The 25,263-nt window shown below is 56.9% G+C and carries 19 protein-coding genes; 12 read left to right on the plus strand and 7 right to left on the minus strand.

Features of this window, described 5'->3' with window-relative positions; translation table 11 throughout:
* Positions 1-14 precede the first annotated feature (14 nt).
* The 4 genes from FHC51_RS13125 (at position 15) to FHC51_RS13140 (ending at position 3,247) form a co-directional block, all read left to right on the plus strand.
* A complete protein-coding gene (locus FHC51_RS13125) occupies positions 15-1,244 on the plus strand; it encodes a winged helix-turn-helix domain-containing protein (protein WP_114387522.1) in 1,230 nt (409 codons plus the stop codon).
* A gap of 45 nt (positions 1,245-1,289) precedes the next feature.
* The gene (ycaR, locus tag FHC51_RS13130) at positions 1,290-1,472 is read left to right on the plus strand and encodes a protein YcaR (RefSeq protein ID WP_103178926.1); all 183 of its coding nucleotides are present in this window, start codon (positions 1,290-1,292) and stop codon (positions 1,470-1,472) included.
* Positions 1,469-2,215 carry a 3-deoxy-manno-octulosonate cytidylyltransferase gene (gene kdsB / locus FHC51_RS13135; RefSeq protein WP_103823372.1) on the plus strand — a complete coding sequence of 249 codons (747 nt, stop codon included), beginning with the start codon at positions 1,469-1,471 and terminating at the stop codon, positions 2,213-2,215. Before ycaR ends, kdsB begins: the two co-directional genes overlap by 4 nt.
* Positions 2,216-2,353: 138 nt before the next feature.
* Entirely contained in the window at positions 2,354-3,247 is an 894-nt protein-coding gene (locus FHC51_RS13140; protein WP_156238307.1) for a YcbJ family phosphotransferase, read from the plus strand.
* On the opposite strand, the gene elyC is transcribed toward FHC51_RS13140, so the two are convergent.
* Positions 3,224-4,003, minus strand: coding sequence for an envelope biogenesis factor ElyC (gene elyC / locus FHC51_RS13145; RefSeq protein WP_114315443.1), 780 nt, complete (start codon positions 4,001-4,003; stop codon positions 3,224-3,226). The genes FHC51_RS13140 and elyC overlap by 24 nt on opposite strands.
* A 124-nt stretch (positions 4,004-4,127) precedes the next feature.
* Here elyC and cmoM point away from each other — a divergent pair, with 124 nt between their 5' ends.
* From cmoM to FHC51_RS13180, 7 genes are all read left to right on the plus strand, one after another.
* Entirely contained in the window at positions 4,128-4,913 is a 786-nt protein-coding gene (gene cmoM / locus FHC51_RS13150; protein WP_114315442.1) for a tRNA uridine 5-oxyacetic acid(34) methyltransferase CmoM, read from the plus strand.
* A complete protein-coding gene (gene mukF, locus FHC51_RS13155) occupies positions 4,910-6,232 on the plus strand; it encodes a chromosome partition protein MukF (RefSeq protein WP_103823368.1) in 1,323 nt (440 codons plus the stop codon). The genes cmoM and mukF overlap by 4 nt, the downstream gene beginning before the upstream one ends.
* Positions 6,213-6,917, plus strand: a complete 705-nt coding sequence (gene mukE / locus FHC51_RS13160) for a chromosome partition protein MukE (protein ID WP_103178932.1) — start codon at positions 6,213-6,215, stop codon at positions 6,915-6,917. Before mukF ends, mukE begins: the two co-directional genes overlap by 20 nt.
* On the plus strand, positions 6,917-11,365 hold the full coding sequence (gene mukB, locus FHC51_RS13165; protein WP_220435734.1) for a chromosome partition protein MukB: 4,449 nt from the start codon (positions 6,917-6,919) through the stop codon (positions 11,363-11,365). The genes mukE and mukB overlap by 1 nt, the downstream gene beginning before the upstream one ends.
* 182 nt (positions 11,366-11,547) lie before the next feature.
* Positions 11,548-13,377 carry a L,D-transpeptidase gene (ldtD, locus tag FHC51_RS13170; protein WP_220435735.1) on the plus strand — a complete coding sequence of 610 codons (1,830 nt, stop codon included), beginning with the start codon at positions 11,548-11,550 and terminating at the stop codon, positions 13,375-13,377.
* A 178-nt stretch (positions 13,378-13,555) separates the two neighbouring features.
* Complete coding sequence (locus tag FHC51_RS13175; protein ID WP_103823365.1) at positions 13,556-14,104, plus strand: YcbK family protein; 549 nt, start codon at positions 13,556-13,558, stop codon at positions 14,102-14,104.
* 18 nt (positions 14,105-14,122) lie between these two features.
* Complete coding sequence (locus FHC51_RS13180) at positions 14,123-14,770, plus strand: MBL fold metallo-hydrolase (protein WP_039029469.1); 648 nt, start codon at positions 14,123-14,125, stop codon at positions 14,768-14,770.
* A gap of 111 nt (positions 14,771-14,881) precedes the next feature.
* On the opposite strand, the gene FHC51_RS13185 is transcribed toward FHC51_RS13180, so the two are convergent.
* From FHC51_RS13185 to pncB, 4 genes are all read right to left on the minus strand, one after another.
* Complete coding sequence (locus FHC51_RS13185; protein ID WP_220435736.1) at positions 14,882-16,072, minus strand: amino acid aminotransferase; 1,191 nt, start codon at positions 16,070-16,072, stop codon at positions 14,882-14,884.
* Positions 16,073-16,256: 184 nt separating this feature from the next.
* On the minus strand, positions 16,257-17,336 hold the full coding sequence (locus FHC51_RS13190) for a porin (RefSeq protein ID WP_103823363.1): 1,080 nt from the start codon (positions 17,334-17,336) through the stop codon (positions 16,257-16,259).
* 605 nt (positions 17,337-17,941) lie between these two features.
* The gene (gene asnS, locus FHC51_RS13195) at positions 17,942-19,342 is read right to left on the minus strand and encodes an asparagine--tRNA ligase (protein WP_103178939.1); all 1,401 of its coding nucleotides are present in this window, start codon (positions 19,340-19,342) and stop codon (positions 17,942-17,944) included.
* 162 nt (positions 19,343-19,504) lie between these two features.
* A complete protein-coding gene (pncB, locus tag FHC51_RS13200) occupies positions 19,505-20,707 on the minus strand; it encodes a nicotinate phosphoribosyltransferase (protein ID WP_220435737.1) in 1,203 nt (400 codons plus the stop codon).
* Positions 20,708-20,971: 264 nt separating this feature from the next.
* On the opposite strand from pncB, the gene pepN reads away from it, so the two are divergent.
* Entirely contained in the window at positions 20,972-23,584 is a 2,613-nt protein-coding gene (gene pepN, locus FHC51_RS13205) for an aminopeptidase N (protein ID WP_220435738.1), read from the plus strand.
* 114 nt (positions 23,585-23,698) lie between these two features.
* Here the strand turns inward: pepN and ssuB are convergent, their stop codons facing one another.
* Both ssuB and ssuC read right to left on the minus strand, forming a co-directional pair.
* Positions 23,699-24,469 carry an aliphatic sulfonates ABC transporter ATP-binding protein gene (gene ssuB / locus FHC51_RS13210; protein ID WP_114315430.1) on the minus strand — a complete coding sequence of 257 codons (771 nt, stop codon included), beginning with the start codon at positions 24,467-24,469 and terminating at the stop codon, positions 23,699-23,701.
* Positions 24,466-25,257 carry an aliphatic sulfonate ABC transporter permease SsuC gene (ssuC, locus tag FHC51_RS13215; protein WP_220435739.1) on the minus strand — a complete coding sequence of 264 codons (792 nt, stop codon included), beginning with the start codon at positions 25,255-25,257 and terminating at the stop codon, positions 24,466-24,468. Before ssuC ends, ssuB begins: the two co-directional genes overlap by 4 nt.
* Positions 25,258-25,263: the final 6 nt, after the last annotated feature.

Raw genomic sequence — 25,263 nt, forward strand, 5'->3', positions numbered from 1 at the left:
TGACAGGACAAGGCATGGCTTTACCGCAACTCACGCTTTCAGCCGCACGTCATCTGCATCTTGCCGCCCAGGGGCTTTTAAAAAAGCCCCGTCGTCGCGCCCGACCCACCGATATTCTTACCACCATCAAGCGCATGTCGCTGCTCCAGATCGACACCATTAATATTGTTGCCCGCAGCCCTTACCTGGTGCTGTTCAGCCGTCTCGGCCCCTATTCGCCCGACTGGCTGGATAACGCCCTGCGTCAGGGAGAGCTGATGGAATACTGGGCGCACGAGGCGTGTTTCCTGCCGCGCAGCGACTTTGCGCTGGTGCGTCACAGAATGCTCGCGCCCGATAAAATGGGCTGGAAATACCGCCAGGCCTGGATGCAGGAACATGCGGATGAAATAGAGGAGCTTATCGCCCATATTCAGGAGAAAGGCCCTGTCCGTTCCGCCGATTTTGAACATCCCCACAAAGGAACGAGCGGGTGGTGGGAGTGGAAGCCGCATAAACGCCATCTTGAGGGATTGTTCACCGCTGGCAAGGTGATGGTGGTGGAACGGCATAACTTTCAGCGCGTTTACGATCTCACACATCGGGTGATGCCGGAGTGGGATGACAGCCGGGATATGCTGACCCAGGCGGCGGCAGAAGCCATAATGCTGGAAAACAGCGCCCGCAGCTTAGGCATTTTCCGCCCCCAGTGGTTGGCCGACTATTACCGCCTGCGTCAGCCCGCGCTGGCCCCCTTGCTTGAGCGCTGGCAGGCGCAGCAGCAGGTGGTCCGCGTCGAGGTGGAGACGCTGGGGGAGATGTGGCTGCATGCCGATCTGCTGCCGTTGCTTAACGAAGCGCAGGAAGGGAAACTCACCGCAACCCATACCGCCGTTCTCTCACCCTTCGATCCGGTGGTCTGGGATCGTAAGCGTGCGGAACAGCTCTTTAACTTCAGCTACCGGCTGGAATGTTATACCCCGGCGCCGAAACGTCAGTATGGCTATTTCGTTCTGCCGCTGTTGCATAGAGGGCAGCTGGTGGGGCGGATGGATGCCAAAATGCACCGCAAAACCGGCGAGCTACAGGTTATCGCCCTTTATCTGGAAGAGGGTGTTCGGATAAGCGTCGCGCTGGAGAAGGGACTCGCCACGGCAATCAGCGATTTTGCGGGCTGGCAGGGAGCGACACGCATCGCGCTGGGCCATCTTCCTGACGGACTTTTTCACACCTGTCGAACGGGCTGGGAAATAGACGCGGTCTGAAAAAGGAATATGGTAAACTTTACCGATTATTGATACGGAGGAACTATGGATCACCGTTTACTGGAAATTATTGCCTGCCCGGTGTGCAACGGCAAACTCTACTACAGCCAGGATAAGCAGGAGCTGATTTGCAAAGTGGATAGCCTTGCCTTCCCTCTGCGCGACGGCATTCCCGTCCTGCTGGAAACCGAAGCCCGCGCCCTGGCGCCTGAAGAGAGCAAACCATGAGTTTTGTTGTCATTATTCCGGCGCGCTTTGCCTCCACGCGTCTGCCGGGCAAACCGCTGGTGGATATCAACGGCAAGCCGATGATCGTGCATGTGCTCGAACGTGCCCGTGAGTCCGGCGCGGAGCGGATCATTGTCGCCACCGATCATGAAGAGGTGGCGCGTGCAGTTGAAGCGGCGGGCGGCGAAGTCTGCATGACCCGCGCCGATCACCAGTCCGGCACTGAGCGTCTGGCCGAAGTGGTGGAAAAATGCGGTTTCAGCGACGACACGGTGATTGTTAACGTGCAGGGCGATGAGCCGATGATCCCGGCGGTCATTATTCGTCAGGTGGCGGAAAACCTGGCCCAGCGTCAGGTGGGTATGGCGACCCTGGCCGTGCCGGTTCATAGCGCAGAAGAGGCATTCAACCCGAATGCGGTGAAGGTGGTACTGGACGCTGAAGGCTATGCGCTCTATTTCTCCCGCGCCACTATCCCCTGGGATCGCGATCGCTTTGCCGAATCCCGGGATAACATTGGTGATAGCATCCTGCGTCATCTGGGCATTTATGGCTATCGTGCAGGCTTTATCCGCCGTTACGTCAACTGGCAGCCGAGCCCGCTGGAGAACATCGAAATGCTCGAGCAGCTGCGTGTGCTGTGGTACGGCGAAAAGATCCACGTCGCCGTCGCGCACGAGGTTCCGGGTACAGGCGTCGATACGCCAGAAGATCTGGCCCGCGTTCGCGCTGAACTTCGCTAATCCCCGCCATCCCCTCTTTTGAGGGGATTTTTTTGTCTCATTTTTCTGAATTTCTGCTACAGAATCTTCTCATAAGAGTGACATCCGCCCGCCACACGCTCATTATAAAAGCAGTAGTCTTAATGGGGGTAATCTCAAATGGAACAGCTGCGAGCCGAACTCAGCCATCTGCTGGGTGAAAAACTGAGCCGTGTGGAATGCGTGCATGAAAAGGCGGATACCACGCTATGGTCGCTGTACGACAGCCAGGGAAACCCCATGCCGTTACTGGCGCGAAGCTTCTCTTCACCGGATGTGGCCCGACAGCTGGCGTGGAAAATCTCCATGCTGGCCCGCAGCGGCACGGTAAGAATGCCGACCGTGTATGGCGTGATGACCCACGAAGAACATCCGGGCCCGGATGTCCTGCTGATTGAGCGTCTGCGCGGTGTCCCGGTGGAAGCGCCAGCCCGCACGCCTGAACGCTGGGAGCAGCTAAAAGATCAGATAGTTGAAGCGCTGCTGGCCTGGCACCGGCTGGACAGCGGAGGGCTGGTCGGCTCGGTGGACAGCACCCAGGAAAATCTCTGGCCACTCTGGTACCGCCAGCGGGTTGAGGTGCTGTGGGGGACGCTAAACCAGTATCACAACACCGGCCTGACCATGCAGGATAAACGGATCCTGTTTCGTACCCGCGAGTGCCTGCCCACCCTGTTTGAAGGATTCAATGACAACAGCGTGCTGATCCACGGCAATTTTACGCTGCGCAGTATGCTCAAGGATCCCCGCAGCGATCAGCTGCTGGCGATGGTCGGGCCCGGCGTGATGCTGTGGGCCCCCCGGGAGTATGAACTGTTTCGCCTGAGCGAGAGCGGGCAGGCGGAGGATTTACTCTGGCACTACCTGCGGCGCGCGCCGGTCTCAGAGTCGTTCCTCTGGCGGCGCTGGCTCTATACGCTGTGGGACGAAGTGGCGCAGTTGGTGAATACCGGGCATTTTAGCCGCGCCAACTTCGATCTGGCCTCGAAATCACTGCTCCCCTGGCTCGCCTGACAGGCCCTTCAGCCACTGCCAGACGCGCCCAAGCGTTTCATAGCCCACGCGATCGCTGTGCATCAGCCATACCGGGGACGGAATGATCCGTTCCCAGGGGTTAAGCGGGGCGCTAATCGCCAGCTGGTTCGCGGGCGCGGGTAGAGGATGCAGACCCTGGCGTTCAAAGAAGATCATCGCCCGCGGCAGATGGGAGGCTGAGGTCACCAGCAGGAAGGGCGCATCGCCTATCGCCTGCTTCACCGCGGCGGCTTCCTCTTCGGTATCCTTTGGACTGTCGAGAGTGATGATCGCCTCGCGCGGCACGCCCAAAGACTGCGCCACGCGCGCGCCCGCTTCGGCGGTACTCACCGGATTACTTTGTGCTGCCGCCCCGGTGAAGATCATCTTCGACCCGGGATTCGCCAGCCACAGCCGCATGCCTTCATTGAGGCGCGGCAGGCTGTTGTTGATCAGATTGGAGCTGGGAGCCCATTGTGGATCCCAGGTGTAGCCCCCGCCGAGCACCACGATGTACTTAACCTTCTCATTTCCCTGCCAGGTGGGGTATTTGTCTTCGACCGGACGTAACAGCCCATCCGCAACCGGCTGCAGGCTCAGCAGCGTCAGCGCCAGCCAGCCTGCCGTAACCAAAATTTTGCCGCTTTTCTGATGGCGGCTGAACCACAGCAACCCCAGGCCCAGCGCGATACACAGCAGAAGAAGAGGGAGGGGAAGCATCATGCCGCCAATATATTTTTTTAGAGTAAAAAGCATCCTTTCTGGCTCCTTTTTTGACCATATAGCTGATGATTGTCAGCGATATTACACCAGAGAGGTTCATTCTCCGCCCGGCTGTGACAAAATAGCGGTTTTGTTGTGAGTGGGTGGAGCTCTCCCAATGCGGGATCGCAATTTTGATGACATCGCGGAAAAGTTTGCCCGCAATATTTACGGCACGACCAAAGGCCGTCTACGGCAGACGATCCTCTGGCAGGATCTGGACATCCTGTTGGCCGGATTTGGCGACAAGAAACTGCGTGTCCTCGACGCTGGCGGCGGTGAAGGCCAGACGGCGATAAAAATGGCTGAGCGTGGGCACCACGTTATCCTTTGCGATCTCTCTGCTGAAATGATCGCCCGCGCTGAAAGTGCCGCGGTGGAGAAAGATGTGAGCGATAACATGCAATTTATACATTGTGCCGCTCAGGAGATCGCTCAACATTTGGAAAGCCCGGTTGATCTGATATTGTCTCATGCGGTGCTGGAATGGGTAGCCGAACCCCAGGCGCTGCTGAAGACGCTCTGGTCGATACTGCGCCCCGGCGGCGCGCTGTCGCTGATGTTTTACAACGCTAACGGCCTGTTAATGCGTAACGTGCTGGTGGGGAATTTCGGTTATGTACAGCAGGGCATGTACAAGAAGAAACGCCGTACGCTGTCACCGGACTTTCCGCGCGACCCGCAGCAGGTTTATGGCTGGCTGGAAACCTCCGGTTGGCAGATTACCGGGAAAACCGGCATCAGGGTGTTTCATGATTATCTGCGCGATAAACAGAAGCAGCATGAGTGCTTTGACGCCCTGACAGAATTAGAGACGCGGTACTGCCGCCAGGAGCCTTATATTAGCCTTGGTCGCTACATTCACGTCACCGCGCGCAAGCCGCAGAGCAAGGATAACTTATGAGTGAATTTTCCCAGACAGTCCCCGAGCTAGTTGCCTGGGCCCGAAAAAACGATTTCTCCCTCTCGCTGCCGGTAGACAGACTCTCTTTTCTGCTGGCGGTCGCCACGCTGAACAGCGAACGGCTGGATGGAGAAATGAGCGAGGGCGAACTGGTGGATGCGTTCCGCCATGTCAGTGATGCGTTTGAGCAAACCAGCGAAACCATTAATGTGCGTGCCAATAACGCGATTAACGATATGGTGCGTCAACGTCTGCTGAACCGCTTTACCAGCGAGCTGGCAGAAGGGAATGCCATCTATCGTCTGACGCCACTGGGCATCGGCATTACCGACTACTACATTCGCCAGCGCGAATTCTCGACCCTGCGCCTCTCGATGCAGCTCTCCATTGTGGCGGGTGAACTGAAGCGTGCAGCCGATGCCGCAGATGAGGGCGGTGACGAGTTCCACTGGCACCGTAACGTCTACGCGCCGCTGAAATATTCAGTAGCCGAGATTTTCGACAGCATCGATTTGACGCAGCGCATCATGGATGAGCAGCAGCAGCTGGTGAAAGAGGACATCGCCCAGCTTCTGAACAAAGACTGGCGGGCGGCAATCTCCAGCTGTGAAATGCTGCTGTCAGAAACTTCCGGCACCCTGCGTGAACTGCAGGATACGCTGGAGGCTGCGGGGGACAAGCTGCAGGCTAACCTTCTGCGCATTCAGGATGCCACCCTGGCCCAGGACAACCTGCATTTTGTCGATCGCCTGGTCTTTGACCTGCAAAGCAAACTCGATCGCATTATCAGCTGGGGCCAGCAGGCGATCGACCTGTGGATCGGCTATGACCGCCACGTGCATAAATTTATTCGTACCGCTATCGACATGGATAAAAACCGCGTGTTTGCCCAGCGCCTGCGCCAGTCGGTACAGACCTATTTCGATGCGCCGTGGGCGCTGACCTACGCCAGCGCTGATCGCCTGCTCGATATGCGTGACGAAGAGATGAGCCTGCGCGACGAAGAGGTGACCGGCGAGCTGCCAGCCGATCTGGAATATGAAGAGTTTAACGAAATACGGGAACAGCTTGCGGCGATGATCGAGGAGCAACTGGCGATCTTCAAAACCAAAAACAAACCACTCGATCTCGGTCTGGTGGTACGTGACTACCTCGCACAATACCCGCGTGCCCGCCATTTCGATATCGCCCGCATCGTGGTCGATCAGGCGGTACGCCTGGGCGTCGCGCAAGCAGATTTCACCGGCCTGCCGCCGAAGTGGCAGCCGATCAACGATTACGGAGCCAAGGTACAGGCGCATGTCATTGACAAATATTGAACACGTGATGCCAGTTAAGCTGGCCCAGGCGCTGGCAAATCCGATCTTTCCGGCGCTGGACAGCCAGCTGCGTGCCGGTCGTCACATTGGTCTCGACGAGCTGGATAATCACGCTTTTTTAATGGATTTTCAGGAGTACCTGGAAGAGTTTTACGCCCGCTATAACGTGGAGCTGATCCGCGCGCCGGAGGGGTTCTTCTATCTGCGTCCGCGCTCCACCACGCTCATCCCGCGCTCGGTGCTCTCCGAGCTGGACATGATGGTCGGCAAAATTCTCTGCTATCTCTACCTCAGCCCGGAGCGTCTGGCGAACGAAGGCATCTTCACTCAGCAGGAGCTCTATGACGAGCTGATGACCCTGGCGGACGAAGGCAAGCTGCTGAAGCTGGTAAACAACCGCTCCACCGGCTCGGACGTTGACCGTCAGAAGTTACAGGAAAAAGTGCGCTCCTCCCTGAACCGTCTGCGCCGTCTGGGGATGGTGTGGTTTATGGGCCATGACAGCAGCAAATTCCGCATCACCGAATCTGTGTTCCGCTTCGGTGCCGACGTGCGCGTGGGCGATGATGCCCGCGAAGCGCAACTGCGTATGATCCGTGATGGCGAAGCGATGCCGGTGGAAAACCATCTGCAGCTCAATGACGAGCATGAAGACAATCAGCCGGATAGCGGGGAGGAAGAGTAATGATTGAACGCGGTAAATTTCGCTCACTGACGCTGGTTAACTGGAACGGTTTCTTTGCCCGCACCTTTGATCTCGATGAGCTGGTGACCACGCTCTCGGGCGGTAACGGGGCGGGGAAATCCACCACCATGGCGGCTTTCGTCACGGCGCTGATCCCGGACTTAACCCTGCTGCACTTCCGTAACACCACCGAAGCCGGCGCGACCAGCGGTTCCCGTGATAAGGGTCTGCACGGTAAGCTGAAGGCGGGTGTCTGTTACTCTGTGCTGGACGTGATCAACTCCCGCCATCAGCGCGTGGTGGTTGGCGTCCGCTTACAGCAGGTCGCCGGTCGCGACCGTAAAGTGGATATCAAACCGTTCGCCATTCAGGGGCTGCCAACCTCCGTTCAGCCCACCGCGCTATTGACGGAAACCCTGAACGAACGCCAGGCGCGCGTGCTGACGCTGCAGGAGCTGAAAGACAAGCTGGAAGCCATCGAAGGCGTGCAGTTTAAGCAGTTCAACTCCATCACCGAATACCACTCGCTGATGTTCGATCTGGGCATCGTCGCCCGTCGTCTGCGCTCCGCCTCGGACCGCAGTAAATATTATCGTCTGATCGAAGCCTCGCTCTACGGCGGGATCTCCAGCGCCATTACCCGCTCCCTGCGTGATTACCTGTTACCGGAAAACAGCGGTGTGCGTAAGGCGTTCCAGGACATGGAAGCGGCGCTGCGTGAAAACCGTATGACGCTGGAAGCCATTCGCGTCACGCAGTCTGACCGCGACCTGTTCAAGCACCTGATCAGCGAAGCCACCAACTATGTGGCGGCGGACTACATGCGTCACGCCAACGAGCGCCGCATTCATCTCGATCAGGCTCTCGAGTATCGCCGTGAGCTCTTCACTTCCCGTCAGCAGCTGGCCTCTGAACAGTACAAGCACGTTGAGATGGCCCGCGAGCTGTCCGAGCATAACGGGGCAGAAGGGGATCTGGAGGCCGACTATCAGGCCGCCAGCGATCACCTGAACCTGGTACAGACCGCGCTGCGTCAGCAGGAAAAAATCGAGCGCTATGAAGCGGATCTCGATGAACTGCAAATTCGTCTGGAAGAGCAGAACGAAGTGGTGGCGGAAGCTGCCGACAAGCAGGAAGAGAACGAAGCCCGGGCCGAAGCCGCCGAGCTGGAAGTGGATGAGCTGAAAAGCCAGCTTGCCGACTATCAGCAGGCGCTCGACGTCCAGCAAACCCGCGCCATTCAGTACAATCAGGCGTTGCAGGCGCTGGAACGTGCAAAAGCGCTTTGCCATCTGCCGGACCTAACGCCAGAGAGCGCGGATCAGTGGCTGGAGACTTTCCAGGCCAAAGAGCAGGAAGCCACAGAAAAACTGCTGAATCTTGAGCAGAAAATGAGCGTGGCGCAAACTGCGCACAGTCAGTTTGAACAGGCATATCAGCTGGTGGCCGCCATTAACGGCCCGCTGGCGCGCGCCGAAGCGTGGGAAGTGGCCCGCGAGCTGCTGCGTGATGGTGTTAACCAGCGCCATCTGGCGGAACAGGTTCAGCCGCTGCGTATGCGTCTGAACGAGCTGGAGCAGCGCCTGCGTGAACAGCAGGAGGCGGAACGCCTGCTGGCTGAGTTCTGCAAGCGTCAGGGTAAACGGGTCGATATTGACGATCTGGAATCCCTGCATCAGGAGCTGGAAGCCCGTATCGCGTCGCTCTCCGACAGCGTATCCAGCGCCAGCGAACAGCGCATGGCGCTGCGTCAGGAGATGGAGCAGCTCCAGTCGCGTATTCAGACGCTGATGCAGCGCGCCCCGATCTGGCTGGCCGCCCAGAGCAGCCTCAGCCAGCTCAGCGAGCAGTGCGGCGAAACCTTCGAATCCAGCCAGGAGGTCACGGAGTATCTGCAGCAGCTGCTGGAGCGTGAACGCGAAGCGATTGTTGAACGTGACGAAGTGGGGGCGCGTAAGCGCGCCGTCGATGATGAGATTGAACGTTTAAGCCAGCCGGGCGGCGCAGAAGACGCCCGTCTGAACACCCTTGCAGAGCGTTTTGGCGGCGTGCTGCTGTCAGAGATTTATGACGACGTCAGCCTGGAAGACGCGCCGTACTACTCGGCGCTGTATGGTCCATCCCGCCACGCGATTGTGGTGCCGGATCTGTCGCTGATCGCGGACCAGCTCGAAGGGCTGGAAGATTGCCCGGAAGATCTCTACCTGATCGAAGGGGATCCGCAGTCGTTCGATGACAGCGTCTTCGGCGTCGACGAGCTGGAAAAAGCGGTAGTGGTGAAAATCGCCGATCGCCAGTGGCGCTATTCGCGCTTCCCGGCGCTGCCGCTGTTTGGCCGCGCGGCGCGTGAAAGCCGTATTGAGAGCCTGCACACCGAGCGCGAAGCGCTGTCAGAACGTTTTGCGACGCTCTCGTTCGACGTGCAAAAAACGCAGCGTCTGCACCAGGCGTTCAGCCGCTTTATCGGCAGCCATCTGGCCGTGGCCTTTGAGGCCGATCCGGAAGCCGAGATCCGCAAGTTCACCACCCGTCGTACCGAGCTTGAACGCGCGATTTCAGCCCACGAAAATGATAACCAGCAGAGCCGCCTCCAGTTCGAGCAGGCTAAAGAGGGCGTCGCTGCCCTTAACCGCATTCTGCCGCGCCTGAACCTTCTGGCGGACGACACCCTCGCCGATCGCGTGGATGAGATCCAGGAGCGTCTCGACGAAGCGCAGGAAGCCGCGCGCTTTGTGCAACAGTACGGCAATCAGCTGGCGAAGCTGGAACCGATGGTCTCTGTGCTACAGAGCGACCCGGAACAGTTCGAACAGCTGAAAGAAGATTATGCCTGGTCGCAGCAGGTCCAGCGCGAAGCGCGTCAGCAGGCGTTTGCCCTGACCGAAGTTTCCCAGCGCCGGGCGCACTTCAGCTACTCCGACTCGGCGGAGATGCTGAACGGCAACAGCGATCTGAACGAAAAACTGCGCCAGCGTCTGGAGCAGGCGGAAACGGAACGTACCCGCGCCCGTGAGGCGATGCGTAGCCATGCCGCGCAGCTGAGCCAGTACAATCAGGTGCTGGCGTCGCTGAAAAGTTCGTTTGATACCAAGAAAGAGCTGCTGACCGACCTGCATAAAGAGCTGCAGGATATTGGCGTGCGGGCCGACAGCGGGGCAGAGGAGCGGGCGCGCATTCGTCGCGACGAACTCCATGCCCAGCTCAGCAATAACCGCGCCCGCCGCAACCAGCTGGAAAAAGCGCTCACCTTCTGTGAAGCGGAGATGGATAACCTGACCCGCCGTCTGCGCAAGCTGGAACGCGACTACCACGAGAAGCGCGAGCAGGTGGTGACCGCCAAAGCGGGCTGGTGCGCCGTGATGCGGATGGTGAAAGACAACGGCGTTGAACGTCGTCTGCACCGCCGCGAGCTGGCCTATCTCTCCGGCGATGAGCTGCGTTCAATGTCGGATAAGGCGCTGGGTGCGCTGCGTCTGGCGGTGGCGGATAACGAACACCTGCGCGATGTGCTGCGCATCTCGGAAGATCCGAAGCGTCCTGAGCGCAAAATTCAGTTCTTCGTGGCGGTCTATCAGCATCTGCGCGAGCGTATTCGCCAGGATATCATTCGCACCGATGACCCGGTTGAAGCCATTGAACAGATGGAGATTGAACTGGGGCGTCTGACGGAAGAGCTGACCTCCCGCGAGCAGAAGCTGGCGATCAGCTCCCGCAGCGTGGCCAATATCATCCGTAAGACGATCCAGCGCGAGCAGAACCGTATCCGTCAGCTGAACCAGGGCCTGCAGAGCGTCTCCTTCGGCCAGGTCAACAGTGTGCGACTGAACGTCAATGTGCGTGAAGCCCACGCCACGCTGCTGGATGTGCTGGCCGAGCAGCACGAGCAGCATCAGGATCTGTTCAACAGCAACCGCCTGACCTTCTCCGAAGCGCTGGCGAAGCTGTATCAGCGTCTGAACCCGCAGATCGACATGGGCCAGCGTACGCCGCAGACCATCGGTGAGGAGCTGCTGGACTACCGTAACTATCTCGAGATGGAAGTGGAAGTTAACCGTGGCTCTGACGGCTGGCTGCGCGCGGAATCGGGTGCGCTGTCAACAGGTGAAGCGATCGGTACCGGGATGTCGATTCTGGTGATGGTGGTCCAGAGCTGGGAAGATGAATCCCGCCGTCTGCGCGGTAAGGATATCTCCCCATGTCGTCTGCTGTTCCTTGATGAGGCGGCGCGTCTGGATGCCCGTTCGATCGCCACGCTGTTTGAGCTGTGCGACCGTCTGGATATGCAGCTGATTATCGCGGCGCCGGAAAATATCAGTCCGGAGAAAGGCACTACCTATAAACTGGTGCGTAAGGTCTATCAGAACAGCGAGCACGTCCACGTTGTGGGTCTGCGCGGCTTTGCCCCGCAGCCGCCAGAGTCCTTGCCCGGAACGGCTGACGCCTCCTGAGGAATCTGAAAATTAGCGATGGCGGCCCCCGGGCCGCCTTTTTTATTCCTTGAGCTTGTACTGGCGGCTGCGTTAACTTTAAACTTCTTTACATAAGGTAAGGCTGGTGCCGGTCTGCCTTTCTATAATGAAGTGAAGCCCCGGTGATGAGGGCGTGACGTATAGCAAACAGGGGGCAAGGGATGTTGCTGAATAATATGTATGGTCGTCAGCTGTCGGCAGTCAGTTTGTGTCTGACGGTAATAGTTGCTCCGCTGTTTAGTGCGCGGGCGGATGAGCCCGAGCTGGTTCCTGTCGATAGCTCCGCCACGGTGGGCGCGCAACCGACTGCGCTGTCCCAGCCGCTTGAACAATCGCCTGCCACCGCCATAATGGCCGGTATCCGGTCGCTGCCTGCAGATATCAATGCAGAGCAACGCCGTCAGGAATTGCTTGCGGCGCTGCCTGCCGGCTACACCCCGGCCTATCTCAATCAACTTACGCTGCTGTATGCCGCGCGCGACATGAAGCCCATGTGGGACGATCGTGAAGCTGTGCGCGCGTTTCAGCAGCAGCTGGCTGAAGTCGCCATCGCCGGTTTTCAGCCGCAATTTACTGCCTGGGTCGAGTTGCTGACCCAGCCTGCCGTCACCGGAATGGCGCGTGACGTCGTTCTGTCCGATGCAATGATGGGCTACCTGCAGTTTGTGGCGGGGATCCCGGTCAACGGCAACCGCTGGCTCTACAGCAATAAGCCTTACAAGCTGGCGACACCGCCGCTGTCGGTGATTAACCAGTGGCAGCTGGCGCTGGATAACGGCACGGTGCCGCACTTCCTTGCCGGGCTGGCCCCGACCCATCCGCAATATGCTGTGATGCACCAGTCGCTGCTGCAGCTGGTGGCTGACACGCAGCCCTGGCCACAGATTCAGGGCACCGCTAAGTTAAGCCCTGGGCAGTGGAGTAGCGACGTACCCGCGTTGCGAGAAATCCTCAAACGTTCCGGCGTGATTGATGGCGGGCCGAAAATTGCCCTGCCGGGTGACGATCCGCAAAGCGTGGTCGTCAGTCCGTCGGCTCCGTCTGTCGAAAAGAAGACGAAGTCCGTCTCCAGCAAGCCGGCCTCCTATGACCGCAGCCTGGTTGAAGCGGTAAAAGCGTTCCAGGCCAGCCAGGGGTTGGGCGCGGATGGCGTTATCGGCCAGGCGACGCGTGAGGCGCTAAACATGACCCCCGCACAGCGTGCCGGGGTGCTGGCGTTGAATATCCAGCGTCTGCGTTTGCTGCCGGGAACACTCTCGACGGGCATCATGGTGAATATCCCGGCCTTTTCGCTGGTCTATTACCAGAACGGCAGTGAAGTGCTGGCCTCCCGCGTGATTGTGGGCCGCCCGGATCGTAAAACGCCGATGATGAGCAGCGCGCTGAACAACGTGGTGGTCAACCCGCCGTGGAACGTGCCGCCGACGCTGGCGCGCAAAGATATTCTGCCGAAGGTGTGGAATGACCCGGGTTATCTTGAACGCCATAACTATACCGTGCTGCGCGGCTGGAACAGTAAAGAGGCGATAGATCCGTGGCAAGTCGACTGGGCGACCATCACGCCGGCGAATTTACCCTTCCGTTTCCAGCAGGCACCAGGTGCGCACAACTCGCTGGGCCGGTATAAATTCAATATGCCAAGTTCGGATGCTATCTATCTGCACGATACGCCTAACCACAACCTGTTCCAGAAAGATGCCCGTGCACTCAGTTCTGGGTGCGTACGTGTCAATAAGGCGTCAGAACTGGCAAATATGTTGTTACAGGATGCTGGCTGGAACGACACACGTATCTCGGATGCGCTGAAGCAGGGCGACACGCGATATGTGAATATCCGCCAGAATATTCCGGTTAATCTGTACTATCTCACCGCCTTCGTCGGCAAGGATGGCCGGACGCAGTATCGTACAGATATTTACAATTATGATGAGACTGCCCGGTCCAACACACAAATTCTGCTTCTGCCCAAGGCAGAGCAATTGATCAGATAAATGAAGAAGTTCGGAAAATTCCGGTAGTCTAAATGGAAAAATAAACGGGGTCTTGCGGTTGCAAGCCCCGTCTTTCCTGGGTTGTAGTGCCTTGACGATGACAGGTTTGCCCGGTAATGTGCCCTTCGTGCGCTGTAAAGCATCTATACGATAACATTGACCTGTAGACCTGATTACCATGGACAAATTCGACGCTAATCGCCGTAAGTTGTTGGCGTTAGGTGGCATTGCGCTGGGCGCGGCCATCTTACCTACGCCATCATTTGCCACGCTCTCTACCCCTCGACCACGTATTTTGACGCTTAATAACCTGCACACAGGTGAGTCGATCAAAGCTGAGTTTTTTGATGGTCGGGGCTATATTCAGGATGAATTAGCCAAGCTGAATCACTTTTTCCGTGATTTCCGCGCCAATAAAGTAAAGGCCATCGATCCGGGATTATTTGACCAGCTTTACCGCCTGCAGGGTTTGCTTGGCACCCGCAAACCGGTACAGCTCATTTCCGGCTACCGCTCTCTTGATACCAATAATGAATTGCGCGCCCACAGCCGCGGTGTAGCTAAAAAGAGCTATCACACCAAAGGGCAGGCGATGGATTTTCATATTGAAGGCGTTTCGTTAGCCAATGTTCGCAAAGCTGCGTTATCTATGCGCGCAGGTGGTGTAGGATATTACCCACGTAGCAACTTTGTGCATATTGATACCGGGCCATTGCGGCACTGGTAATAACAAATCAGGAGCAGTATGAACTATCGTATTATTCCGGTCACCGCCTTCTCCCAGAACTGTTCGCTTATCTGGTGTGAACAAACCAAACTGGCAGCCCTGGTCGATCCCGGTGGCGATGCAGAGAAGATCAAACAGGAAGTCGCTGCCGCTGGCGTGACCTTAATGCAGATCCTGCTGACCCACGGCCATCTCGATCACGTGGGGGCGGCGGCGGAACTGGCACAGCATTATGGCGTGCCGGTGATTGGCCCGGAAAAAGAAGATGAGTTCTGGCTGCAGGGATTACCGGCGCAGAGCCGCATGTTTGGTCTTGATGAATGTCTTCCCCTGACGCCAGATCGCTGGCTGAATGAAGGCGAGAGCGTCAACGTGGGCAATGTGACATTACAGGTCTTGCATTGTCCAGGGCACACTCCAGGCCATATTGTTTTCTTTGATGACCAGTCGCGCCTGCTGATCTCCGGCGATGTGATCTTTAAAGGCGGCGTAGGGCGCAGTGATTTCCCGCGTGGGGATCATGGTCAGCTGATCCGCTCGATCAAAGAGAAGTTATTACCGCTGGGCGACGATGTGACCTTTATTTCAGGTCATGGCCCGATGTCGACGCTGGGCTACGAACGGCTGCACAACCCATTCCTGCAGGATGAAATGCCGGTCTGGTAAAGAACATTAAAAAAGCCTGCTTTAAGCAGGCTTTTTTAATTGCCCGGTGGCGCTACGCTTACCGGGCCTACACGTAGGCCGGGCAAACGCAGTGCCGCCCGGCTTAAAGCATTACAGTACCGCTACAATCGCTTCGCACAGCGGCGCCATGTTATCCGGCGTCATCCCCGCCACGTTAACACGACCGGAAGCCACCGCGTACACGCCAAACTCTTCACGCAGACGCAGAACCTGCTCTTTGGTCAGGCCGCTGAATGAGAACATGCCGTTCTGCTTGATGATGAAGCTAAAGTCGCGATCCGCCCCTTTTTCCGCCAGGGTGTTCACAAATAGCTGACGCATGCGCTGAATACGCTGACGCATGTCGTTCAGTTCCTGCTCCCAGATAGCGCGCAGAGCGTCATTACTGAGGATAGTCGCCACTACAGACGCACCGTGAGCTGGCGGGTTAGAGTAGTTAGCGCGAATAACAGATTTCATCTGGCTGAATGCACGGTCAACGGTCTGCTCATCAGACGCCACCAGCGTACAGGCACCTACGCGCTCGTTGTAGAGGCCGAAGTTCTTGGAGTAGGAGCTGGCAACAATCAGCTCTTTATGGACTGCTGCGAAAGCGCGCAGGCCTTCGGCATCTTCTTCCAGACCACGAGCAAAGCCCTGATACGCGAAGTCGAACAGCGGCAGCCAGCCTTTATCTACGGAGAGTTTCGCCAGCTGTTCCCACTGCTCCAGCGTCGGATCAATGCCGGTTGGGTTATGGCAGCAGCCGTGGAACAGCACCACATCGCCCGCCTGCGCTTCGCTCAGGCTTGCCAGCAGGCCGTCGAAGTCCAGAGAGTGGTTCGCCGCGTCGTAGTAAGCATATTCACGCACTTCCAGACCCGCAGAGTTAAAGACACTCTTGTGGTTCGGCCAGCTCGGATTGCTCACCCAGACGGTTTTTACGCTGGTGTTTTTGGCAAGGAAATCCGCTGCCACGCGCAGGGCGCCAGTACCGCCAGGGGTCTGCGCCGTGCGGGCACGTTTATCGCTGACAATCGCGCTGCCTTTGCCGAACAGCAGTTCCTGGGTGCAACGACCAAATTCCGGAATACCGTCGATGCCGAGGTAGTTTTTGGTATTTTCATTTTCCAGCAGATACTGCTCAGCTTTTTTAACGCTGGTCAGTACCGGGGTCTTGCCGGTCTCATCTTTATAGACACCAATACCCAGGTTAATTTTCCCAGGGCGGTCATCGGCACGAAACAGATCGGCCAGGCCCAGAATAGGGTCGGCAGGGGCGGCGGTAATGTTCTCAAACATGACGAAGTTCCATTGTGGTTACGGAAGTGAAATCCGCTATCAGGTTAACGATAGTTCTACAAAATGCCAACCGTTTGCTACAAAAAGCGTGCGGCTTTTCAAAAGTCGCCATTTTTTGCTTTCAGGCATAAAAAAACAGGGCCGAAGCCCTGTTTTTTAGACATATAACAAAGTGGTGTACTGATTAGAACTGGTAAACGATACCTACACCCGCCTGGTCGTCGGTAGACAGGCCAGTTGCTTCGGTGTAGTTGTTGTCGTCCAGCAGGTTGAAGCGGTATGCAGCGTACACGTTCATGTTCTTGTTGAAGTAGTACCAGGTACCCACTTCTACGTATTTCACCAGGTCAGCATCGCCGCCGGAGAAACCGTTACGAGCGGTCAGATCTTTACCTTTGGACTGCACGTAACCCACGGATGGACGCAGACCGAAGTCGAACTGGTACTGAACCACAGCTTCAACGTTCTGAGTCTTGTTCGCGAACTCGTCGTCGTTTTCACGGGTCATGTTCTGAGATTCGCCGTACATGACCGCTGCGTACAGGTTGTTTGCGTCATATTTCAGGGAGGTTGCCCAGCCTTCAGCACGTTCGCCTTTACCGTCTCGGCTCTGCGCAGCAGTACGATCGGAGTTAGAGTAGGCCGCGGTTACGTTGAAGCCTTCAGCGAAGTCATAACCCAGAGAGTAGCTACCGCCGTCGCCGTTCTGACGCTCGGTATTGTGGTTAGAAGTGTTTGTGCCCTGGTACTGCAGACCCACTGCCAGGCCGTCAACCAGACCGAAGAAGTCAGAGTTACGGTAGGTAGCCAGACCGGTGCTACGTCCGGTCATGAAGTTGTCGGTTGCCGCCAGGGAGTCGCCGCCCCAGATGACGAACATATCGGTAGAAGCCAGCGCATCGTAGAACACGCCGTAGTTACGACCGTAGTCGAATGAACCGTAATCACCAGCTTTCAGGCCTGCGAATGCCAGACGGGTCTTGGTACCCTGAGCGCCTTCCTGGGAAGAAGCGTCCATGTTGTATTCCCACTGACCGTAACCGGCCAGCTGGTCATTAATCTGAGTTTCACCTTTAAAGCCGATACGCGCATAGGTGGTGTCAGCGTTAGAAGTATCACCGTTGGTGGTCCAGATGTGCTCACCTACAGCTTTACCGTAGAAGTCCAGCTTGTTAGCGTTTTTGTTATAGATTTCTGCTGCGTTAGCTGCACCGGCTGCCAGCAGGGCAGGGATAACCACTGCCAGGATATTGCGCTTCATCATTATTTATTACCCTCATTGGTTTTTTTATGACACTCGCCACTGCCGCCAATAAATTCTGTCAATAAATATTTCCGGAACTATTGATGAGAGTTTGGTGTCTTTATGTGTCTGACAGGCATCTTTCCATTCAAATAGCGGTTTCGCTAGCCTGAAAGTGCTACAAACATAAAGAATCGGTTACAATAAGAAAATATATGTAACTAAATGTGAATTTTAAGGGACTTTGTGAGGCACCTCAAAGTTCAGAGTTGAATGGCTAAATTTAAAGCTTCATATATTCTATCTATATGAATTGCTTATCTTAATTTTAGATAATGACTTTTTTTATGATCCGAAGCATTAGCGAACAATTTTTCTTATTTCTGAAGATGGATGTCTGGATAGCCGGGAGTTTGTGCGAAAAGTGTGCTAATGCTTAAGAAAGAGATTAGGCGCAATAAGAATAGGGTTTATTTTTTGTTCAAAGATGTTTCGTGGAAATAAAGCGTAACACTGAAGAGGATATTGCGGGGTTGCGCTTTAAAGATGCTGACTTTCAACTGACACAAGTTGACACGGCAGGATAAAATAATGGCCAGCATAGCTGGCCATTGAGTATTACGGGATTAGAACGTTGCGCTGCGCGGAGTACGCGGGAAAGGAATGACATCACGCACGTTCTGAACGCCGGTGACATAGGCAATCAGACGCTCAAAGCCGAGCCCGAAACCGGAGTGCGGCACGGTGCCATAGCGACGTAAATCGCGATACCACCAGTAGTCCTCTTTGTTGAGACCCATTTCAGCCATACGCGCATCCAGCACATCCAGACGCTCTTCACGCTGAGAACCCCCGATGATTTCACCGATGCCCGGCGCCAGCACGTCCATCGCGGCAACGGTTTTGCCATCTTCGTTAAGGCGCATATAGAACGCCTTAATGTCTTTCGGATAGTTTTTAACAACCACTGGCGCCTTGAAGTGTTTCTCGGCAAGGTAACGTTCATGCTCGGAAGCCAGATCAACGCCCCAGTAAACCGGGTTCTCGAACTTCTCACCGCATTTCTCAAGGATCGCGACGGCATCGGTGTAATCCACCTGCGCAAAGTCAGCAGAGACGAAACGCTCCAGACGGGCAATCGCATCGCTGTCGACGCGCTCGGCGAAGAATTTCATGTCGTCTGCACGCTCGGTAAGCACGGCCTTGAAGACGTACTTCAGCATTGCTTCTGCCAGGCCCGCAACATCATTAAGATCGGCGAAGGCCACTTCTGGCTCCAGCATCCAGAATTCTGCCAGGTGACGGCTGGTGTTGGAGTTTTCAGCACGGAAGGTCGGGCCGAAGGTGTAGATTTTAGACAGCGCACAGGCGTAGGTTTCGCCGTTCAGCTGGCCAGACACGGTCAGGAAGGCCTCTTTACCAAAGAAATCTTTGTCGTAATCCACTTTGCCTTCTGGCGTGCGCGGCAGGTTTTCCATATCCAGCGTGGAGACACGGAACATCTCGCCTGCGCCTTCGGTATCAGAAGCGGTGATAAGCGGTGTGGAGACCCAGAAGAAACCCTGCTCGTCGAAGAAGCGGTGCAGCGCCTGTGCAAGCGTATGACGGACACGGGCCACAGCACCAATCATGTTGGTACGCGGGCGCAGGTGAGCCACTTCGCGCAGATACTCGATGCTGTGGCGTTTTGCCGCCATCGGATAGGTATCTGGATCTTCAACCCAGCCGGTCACTTCAATCGAGGTGGCCTGCAGTTCATAGCTCTGACCCTGGCCCTGAGAGGCCACGATTTTACCGGTGACGACAACGGAGCAACCCGTGGTCAGACGCAGCACTTCCTGATTGTAATTGGGCAGAGAATTATTAATTACGGCCTGTACAGGATCAAAGCAGGAACCGTCATAGACGGCGAGGAATGAAAAGCCAGCTTTTGAATCTCGGCGGGTACGCACCCATCCGCGCACGGTGACTTCGCTGTCAACGGCTACGCGGCCCTGGAGTACGTCGGCTACAGGCACAACGCTCATAATAGTCTCTCTATGTTGTCCAAAAATAAAATCTGTATCCCCCTCAATAGGGGGATATCTATGTTACCTGGCATCCGCCATCAGACAAGCAGATTTCGCAATCATAAGAGAAGAAATAGGAAATAAATAAGAGAAGGGAGCGCGGCAGGCTCCCTGAAGAGATTAGCTGGCGATTTTTACCTGTGGCAGGTCGAAGGCTTTACGCAGCGCCCGCACGAAGGCTTTGTCATGACAGATGGTTTTGCCCGGGCTGTCGGAGAGCTTCGCCACCGGCTTGCCGTTACATTCCACCAGTTTAATCACGATATTCAGCGGTTTTACCTGTGGAATATCGCAGGTCAGACGGGTGCCGATCCCAAAGGCCAGATTTACGCGCGAGGAGAAGTGTCGGTACAGACCTACCGCTTTTGACAGGTCAAGATTATCGGAGAAGACCAGCACTTTGCTCATCGGGTCGATGCCCAGCTTTTGATAATGGGCGATCGCTTTCTCACCCCACTCCAGCGGATCCCCGGAGTCATGGCGCAGCCCCTGATAGGCGGTGGCGAACTCCGGCCCGAAATCGCGCAGGAAGGCGTCCATGGTAATACAGTCGGTTAAGGCAATGCCGAGCTGGTTCGGGTACTCATCAAGCCAGGCGGCCAGCGCCGCACGCTGGCTGGTCGCCAGCTCCGGACTGATCTGCTGATGCGCCTGGAACCACTCGTGCGCCTGGGTGCCCATTGGGGTCAGGCTCAGACGGCGGGCCAGATCGTAATTACTGGTGCCGACAAACCACGGCTCCTGCTGCAGCCGCTCGACGATGGCCTGCTGCACCTCGCGGGAGAAACGGCGGCGGGTGCCAAAATCCATCAGACGGAAACGCGACATATCCAGCGAGTCGGTCAGTTGGGCAAAATCAACCAGCTTCTGTTCCAGCGTCGTCAGAGCCAGTTCAACGCTCGCCTCCGGGGAACGGAAGCGGTGCACCAGCTCGCTGATCACCGCCAGCAGCGGCACTTCCCACATGATCACTTCCCGCCACGGGCCTTCAAGGCGGATGTGCAGCTTGCCGTTATCATTGCTGATTTTCACCTGGGACGGGTCATAGCGGAAATTGCGCAGCCACTGAAGGTAATCTTCTTTAAAGAAGGGCAGGCTGGAGAGCCACTGGAATTCATCATCCTGCAGACGAAGATGCTGCATTGCGTCGACTTGCTCACGGATGGCGTCAGCATAGATCCCCAGCAAGTCGTCACCACGGCAGCGGAATTCAGCCGCGACCTGTACGTCGTGGTATTGGTGGAAAACGGCTTGCTGCATATGCAGTTTGTACGCGTCGGTATCCAGCAGCGTATGCAGAACAGGTGAAGCGAATTGAGTCATAGGTGCGCAGTAGCATCCTCTCACGGGAGCGTTTAGTACAATAAACGACTAATGAAACCGCTGGAGTATACCTTGTTTAGCGATTTATTGAACCCCGATCACACCATAAGCCTGGTCCAGGGTCGAGAGCATTTCGTGCCGCGTGTTATAAAAATGTAGCAAATAGAGTGTTTGTGACTGAAAAGATGAACATTCTGCATAGCGCGATTTAGACAACAGGAATAGACTGGTTCGTTATTCGACAAACGATGCAAAAGGTTTTCTATGACACAACAGCCTCAAGCCAAATACCGCCACGACTACCGTGCGCCGGATTACCTGATTAGCGATATCGATCTGACTTTTGACCTGGATGCTACAAAAACCGTTGTGACGGCGATAAGCCAGGTGACGCGCCACAACGCCACGGCGGTGCCGCTGCGTCTTGACGGCGAAGACCTGACCTTAGTGTCGGTGCAGGTGAACGACACCCCATGGACCGACTATAAAGAAGAAAATAACCAGCTAGTGCTGGATAACCTGCCGGAACGTTTTACGTTACGCATCGTTAACGAGATTAGCCCGGCGTCTAACACCGCACTGGAGGGGTTATACCAGTCGGGCGTGGCGCTCTGTACCCAGTGTGAAGCCGAAGGTTTCCGTCACATCACCTGGTATCTCGACCGCCCGGATGTACTGGCCCGCTTTACCACCAAAATCATCGCCGATAAAGCCACCTATCCGTTCCTGCTCTCCAACGGTAACCGCGTAGGCGAGGGCGAGCTGGAAAATGGCCGTCATTGGGTGCAGTGGCAGGATCCGTTCCCGAAACCGTGCTACCTGTTTGCGCTGGTGGCAGGTGATTTTGACGTTCTGCGCGACACCTTCACCACCCGTTCAGGGCGTGAAGTGGCGCTGGAGCTGTTTGTCGATCGCGGCAACCTCGACCGCGCCCCGTGGGCGATGACCTCGCTTATCAACTCCATGAAGTGGGATGAAGAGCGTTTCGGTCTCGAGTATGACCTCGACATCTATATGATCGTCGCCGTCGACTTCTTCAATATGGGCGCGATGGAGAACAAAGGCCTTAACGTCTTTAACTCCAAATATGTGCTGGCGCGTACCGATACCGCCACCGATAAAGACTACCTCGATATCGAGCGCGTCATCGGCCACGAATATTTCCACAACTGGACCGGCAACCGCGTCACCTGCCGCGACTGGTTCCAGCTGAGCCTGAAAGAGGGCTTAACCGTCTTCCGCGATCAGGAGTTCAGCTCCGATCTCGGCTCGCGGGCGGTGAACCGCATCAATAACGTGCGCACCATGCGTGGCCTGCAGTTTGCCGAAGACGCCAGCCCAATGGCGCACCCGATCCGTCCGGACAAAGTGATTGAGATGAACAACTTCTACACCCTGACGGTGTATGAAAAGGGTTCTGAAATCATTCGCATGATCCACACCCTGCTGGGCGAAGAGAACTTCCAGAAAGGGATGCAGCTCTATTTCGAGCGCCATGACGGCAGCGCCGCCACCTGCGACGATTTCGTTCAGGCGATGGAAGATGCCTCTAACATCGATCTCTCTCACTTCCGCCGCTGGTACAGCCAGGCCGGTACGCCGGTGGTCACCGTTAAAGATGACTACAACCCGGAAACCGAGCAGTACACCCTGACCATCAGCCAGCGCACGCCGCCGACTGCCGAGCAGGAAGAGAAGCACCCGCTGCATATTCCGTTCGCCATTGAGCTGTACGATAACGAAGGTAAGGTGATCCCGCTGCAAAAAGGCGGCCATCCGGTGCATAACGTGTTGAACGTCACCCAGGCCGAGCAGACCTTCATCTTTGATAACGTCTACTTCCAGCCGGTACCTGCGCTGCTGTGCGAATTCTCCGCGCCGGTTAAGCTGGAGTACAAGTGGAGCGATCAGCAGCTGACCTTCCTGATGCGTCATGCACGTAATGACTTCTCCCGCTGGGATGCGGCGCAGAGCCTGCTGGCGACCTATATCAAGCTGAACGTCAATCGTCATCAGCAGGGGCAGCCGCTGTCGGTACCGGCGCATGTTGCCGATGCCTTCCGCGCAATCCTGTTAGATGAGAAGATCGATCCGGCGCTGGCGGCTGAAATCCTTACCCTGCCGTCGGTAAATGAAATCGCCGAGCTGTTTGAGATTATCGATCCGATCGCTATCGCGACGGTGCGTGAGGCGCTGACCCGTACCCTGGCAACCGAGCTGGCGGATGAGTTCCTGGCGGTCTACAACCACCATAAACTGGACGCCTATCGGGTTGAGCATGCCGATATTGGCAAGCGCTCTCTGCGTAACACCTGTCTGCGCTACCTGGCGTTTGGGGAGACGGCGCTCGCCGACGAACTGGTCAGCAAGCAGTATCACACCGCCGACAACATGACCGATGCGCTGGCTGCGCTGGCTGCCAGCGTTGCCGCAGAGCTGCTGTGCCGTGATGCCCTGATGCAGGAGTATGACGACAAATGGCATCAGGATGGTCTGGTAATGGATAAGTGGTTCATCCTGCAGTCCACCAGCCCAGCGGCGGATGTGGTGAACAAGGTGCGCAGCCTGCTCAATCACCGTTCGTTCACTCTGAGCAACCCGAACCGCGTCCGTTCCCTGATTGGCGCCTTTGCCAGCAGCAACCCGGCCGCCTTCCACGCGGAAGATGGCAGCGGCTACCAGTTTATGGTGGAGATGCTGACCGAGCTCAACAGCCGCAACCCGCAGGTGGCGTCGCGTCTGATTGAGCCGCTGATCCGTCTGAAACGCTACGATGAGAAGCGTCAGGCGAAGATGCGTGCCGCGCTGGAGCAGCTGAAAGGGCTGGAGAACCTCTCCGGCGATCTCTACGAGAAGATCAGCAAGGCGCTGGCCTGACAGAAAGCCGGGTAAGGCGAAGCCGCCACCCGGCAATGCTGTGCGGCCTGATGCCCGGTGGCGCTACGCTTACCGGGCCTACGTTTACCCTCCCTCTCCCTGTGGGAGAGGGCATCAGGCATTAGCCGTAATCAACTGCCGCTCCGTTACCCCACGCTTCATCACCCGATCCAGGACCTCCGCTTCCAGCTCTGCCAGCCGCGCCGAACCCACCCGGCGAGGACGAGGAAGGTCAATCGTCAGATCCAGTCCAATCTTACCCTCCTCAATCAGCAGTACCCGGTCCGCCATGGCCACGGCTTCGCTCACATCGTGGGTCACCAGCAGCACCGTAAAGCCGTGCTCCTGCCATAACGAGACGATCAGATCCTGCATCTCAATCCGCGTCAGGGCGTCCAGCGCCCCCAGCGGCTCATCCAGCAGCAACAGCCCCGGGCGATGAATCAGCGCTCTTGCCAACGCCACGCGCTGCTTTTGCCCACCGGAGAGGGCGGCAGGCCACTCCCCGGCGCGATTGTCCAGCCCGACGGCGGCCAGCGCCTGTAATGCCTGCGCTTTCCAGTTCCCTTTCAGCCCCAGGCCAACGTTATCGATTACCGATTTCCACGGCAGCAGTCGCGCATCCTGGAACATCATCCGGGTATCGTCCTGAATTTCCGCCAGCGGCGTATTCCCGGCCAGCAGTTCGCCGCTGTTCGGCGCCTCCAGCCCGGCCAGCAGGCGCAGCAGGGTGCTTTTACCGCCACCGCTGCGGCCCACCACCGCCACGAATTGCCCGGCGGGAATATGCAGCTCCAGTTCGTTCAGAATGGTGTTTTCGCCGTAGCGTTTGGTCACGCCGTTAAGCAACAGCGGCGTCCCCTGGTTTAAGCGAGCCGTATTCATGCGTGTGCCTCCTTTATCGCGTAGGCCGGATTCCAGCGCAGCCAGCGGCGTTCCAGCCACTGGGCGCTGACATCCGCCAGTTTACCGAGCAGGGCATAGAGAACGATAGCCACCACGACCACGTCGGTCTGCAGGAATTCGCGGGCGTTCATCGCCAGGTAGCCGATACCCGAGTTAGCGGAGATGGTTTCCGCCACAATTAACGTCAGCCACATCAGACCGAGGGCGAAGCGCACGCCCACCATAATGGAGGGGAGGGCGCCCGGCAGGATAACGTGGATAAACAGGGCGAAGCCGGACAAACCGTAGCTGCGCGCCATCTCCACCAGCCCGCGATCGATATTACGAATGCCGTGCCAGGTGTTGATATAGACCGGGAAGAGCGTGCCGAGGGCGACGAGGAAAATCTTCGCCGTCTCATCGATACCAAACCACAGGATCACCAGCGGGATCAGCGCCAGATGCGGCACGTTGCGCAGCATCTGGATCGAGGTGTCCAGCAGACGCTCACCCCAGCGGGAGAGGCCGCTGATCAGCCCCAGCGTCAGGCCAATCGACCCGCCGATGGAAAAACCAATCACCGCGCGCCAGGCGCTGATCGCCAGATGCTGCCACAGCTCACCGCTGGCGCTCAAGGACCAGAAGGCCTCCACAACCCCCTCCGGCGACGGCAGGATGCGGCTGGAGAGCCAGCCCACGGAGGAAGCCAGCTGCCAGATAAGCACAATGCCTGCGGGAAGTAGCCAGGGTGCAATGCGCAGCAGCCATTTTCGGAAAGAATGAGCCATGCGTTC

This window comes from Leclercia sp. EC_58 (genome assembly GCF_019584355.1).
In the GTDB taxonomy this organism is placed as follows: domain Bacteria; phylum Pseudomonadota; class Gammaproteobacteria; order Enterobacterales; family Enterobacteriaceae; genus Enterobacter.

Coding starts and splice junctions, on each gene's coding strand:
- FHC51_RS13125 (WP_114387522.1), top strand. CDS start 15: ATGGCTTTACCGCAACTCACGCTTTCAGCCGCACGTCATCTGCATCTT.
- ycaR (WP_103178926.1), top strand. CDS start 1,290: ATGGATCACCGTTTACTGGAAATTATTGCCTGCCCGGTGTGCAACGGC.
- kdsB (WP_103823372.1), top strand. CDS start 1,469: ATGAGTTTTGTTGTCATTATTCCGGCGCGCTTTGCCTCCACGCGTCTG.
- FHC51_RS13140 (WP_156238307.1), top strand. CDS start 2,354: ATGGAACAGCTGCGAGCCGAACTCAGCCATCTGCTGGGTGAAAAACTG.
- elyC (WP_114315443.1), bottom strand. CDS start 4,003: ATGCTTTTTACTCTAAAAAAATATATTGGCGGCATGATGCTTCCCCTC.
- cmoM (WP_114315442.1), top strand. CDS start 4,128: ATGCGGGATCGCAATTTTGATGACATCGCGGAAAAGTTTGCCCGCAAT.
- mukF (WP_103823368.1), top strand. CDS start 4,910: ATGAGTGAATTTTCCCAGACAGTCCCCGAGCTAGTTGCCTGGGCCCGA.
- mukE (WP_103178932.1), top strand. CDS start 6,213: ATGTCATTGACAAATATTGAACACGTGATGCCAGTTAAGCTGGCCCAG.
- mukB (WP_220435734.1), top strand. CDS start 6,917: ATGATTGAACGCGGTAAATTTCGCTCACTGACGCTGGTTAACTGGAAC.
- ldtD (WP_220435735.1), top strand. CDS start 11,548: ATGTTGCTGAATAATATGTATGGTCGTCAGCTGTCGGCAGTCAGTTTG.
- FHC51_RS13175 (WP_103823365.1), top strand. CDS start 13,556: ATGGACAAATTCGACGCTAATCGCCGTAAGTTGTTGGCGTTAGGTGGC.
- FHC51_RS13180 (WP_039029469.1), top strand. CDS start 14,123: ATGAACTATCGTATTATTCCGGTCACCGCCTTCTCCCAGAACTGTTCG.
- FHC51_RS13185 (WP_220435736.1), bottom strand. CDS start 16,072: ATGTTTGAGAACATTACCGCCGCCCCTGCCGACCCTATTCTGGGCCTG.
- FHC51_RS13190 (WP_103823363.1), bottom strand. CDS start 17,336: ATGATGAAGCGCAATATCCTGGCAGTGGTTATCCCTGCCCTGCTGGCA.
- asnS (WP_103178939.1), bottom strand. CDS start 19,342: ATGAGCGTTGTGCCTGTAGCCGACGTACTCCAGGGCCGCGTAGCCGTT.
- pncB (WP_220435737.1), bottom strand. CDS start 20,707: ATGACTCAATTCGCTTCACCTGTTCTGCATACGCTGCTGGATACCGAC.
- pepN (WP_220435738.1), top strand. CDS start 20,972: ATGACACAACAGCCTCAAGCCAAATACCGCCACGACTACCGTGCGCCG.
- ssuB (WP_114315430.1), bottom strand. CDS start 24,469: ATGAATACGGCTCGCTTAAACCAGGGGACGCCGCTGTTGCTTAACGGC.
- ssuC (WP_220435739.1), bottom strand. CDS start 25,257: ATGGCTCATTCTTTCCGAAAATGGCTGCTGCGCATTGCACCCTGGCTA.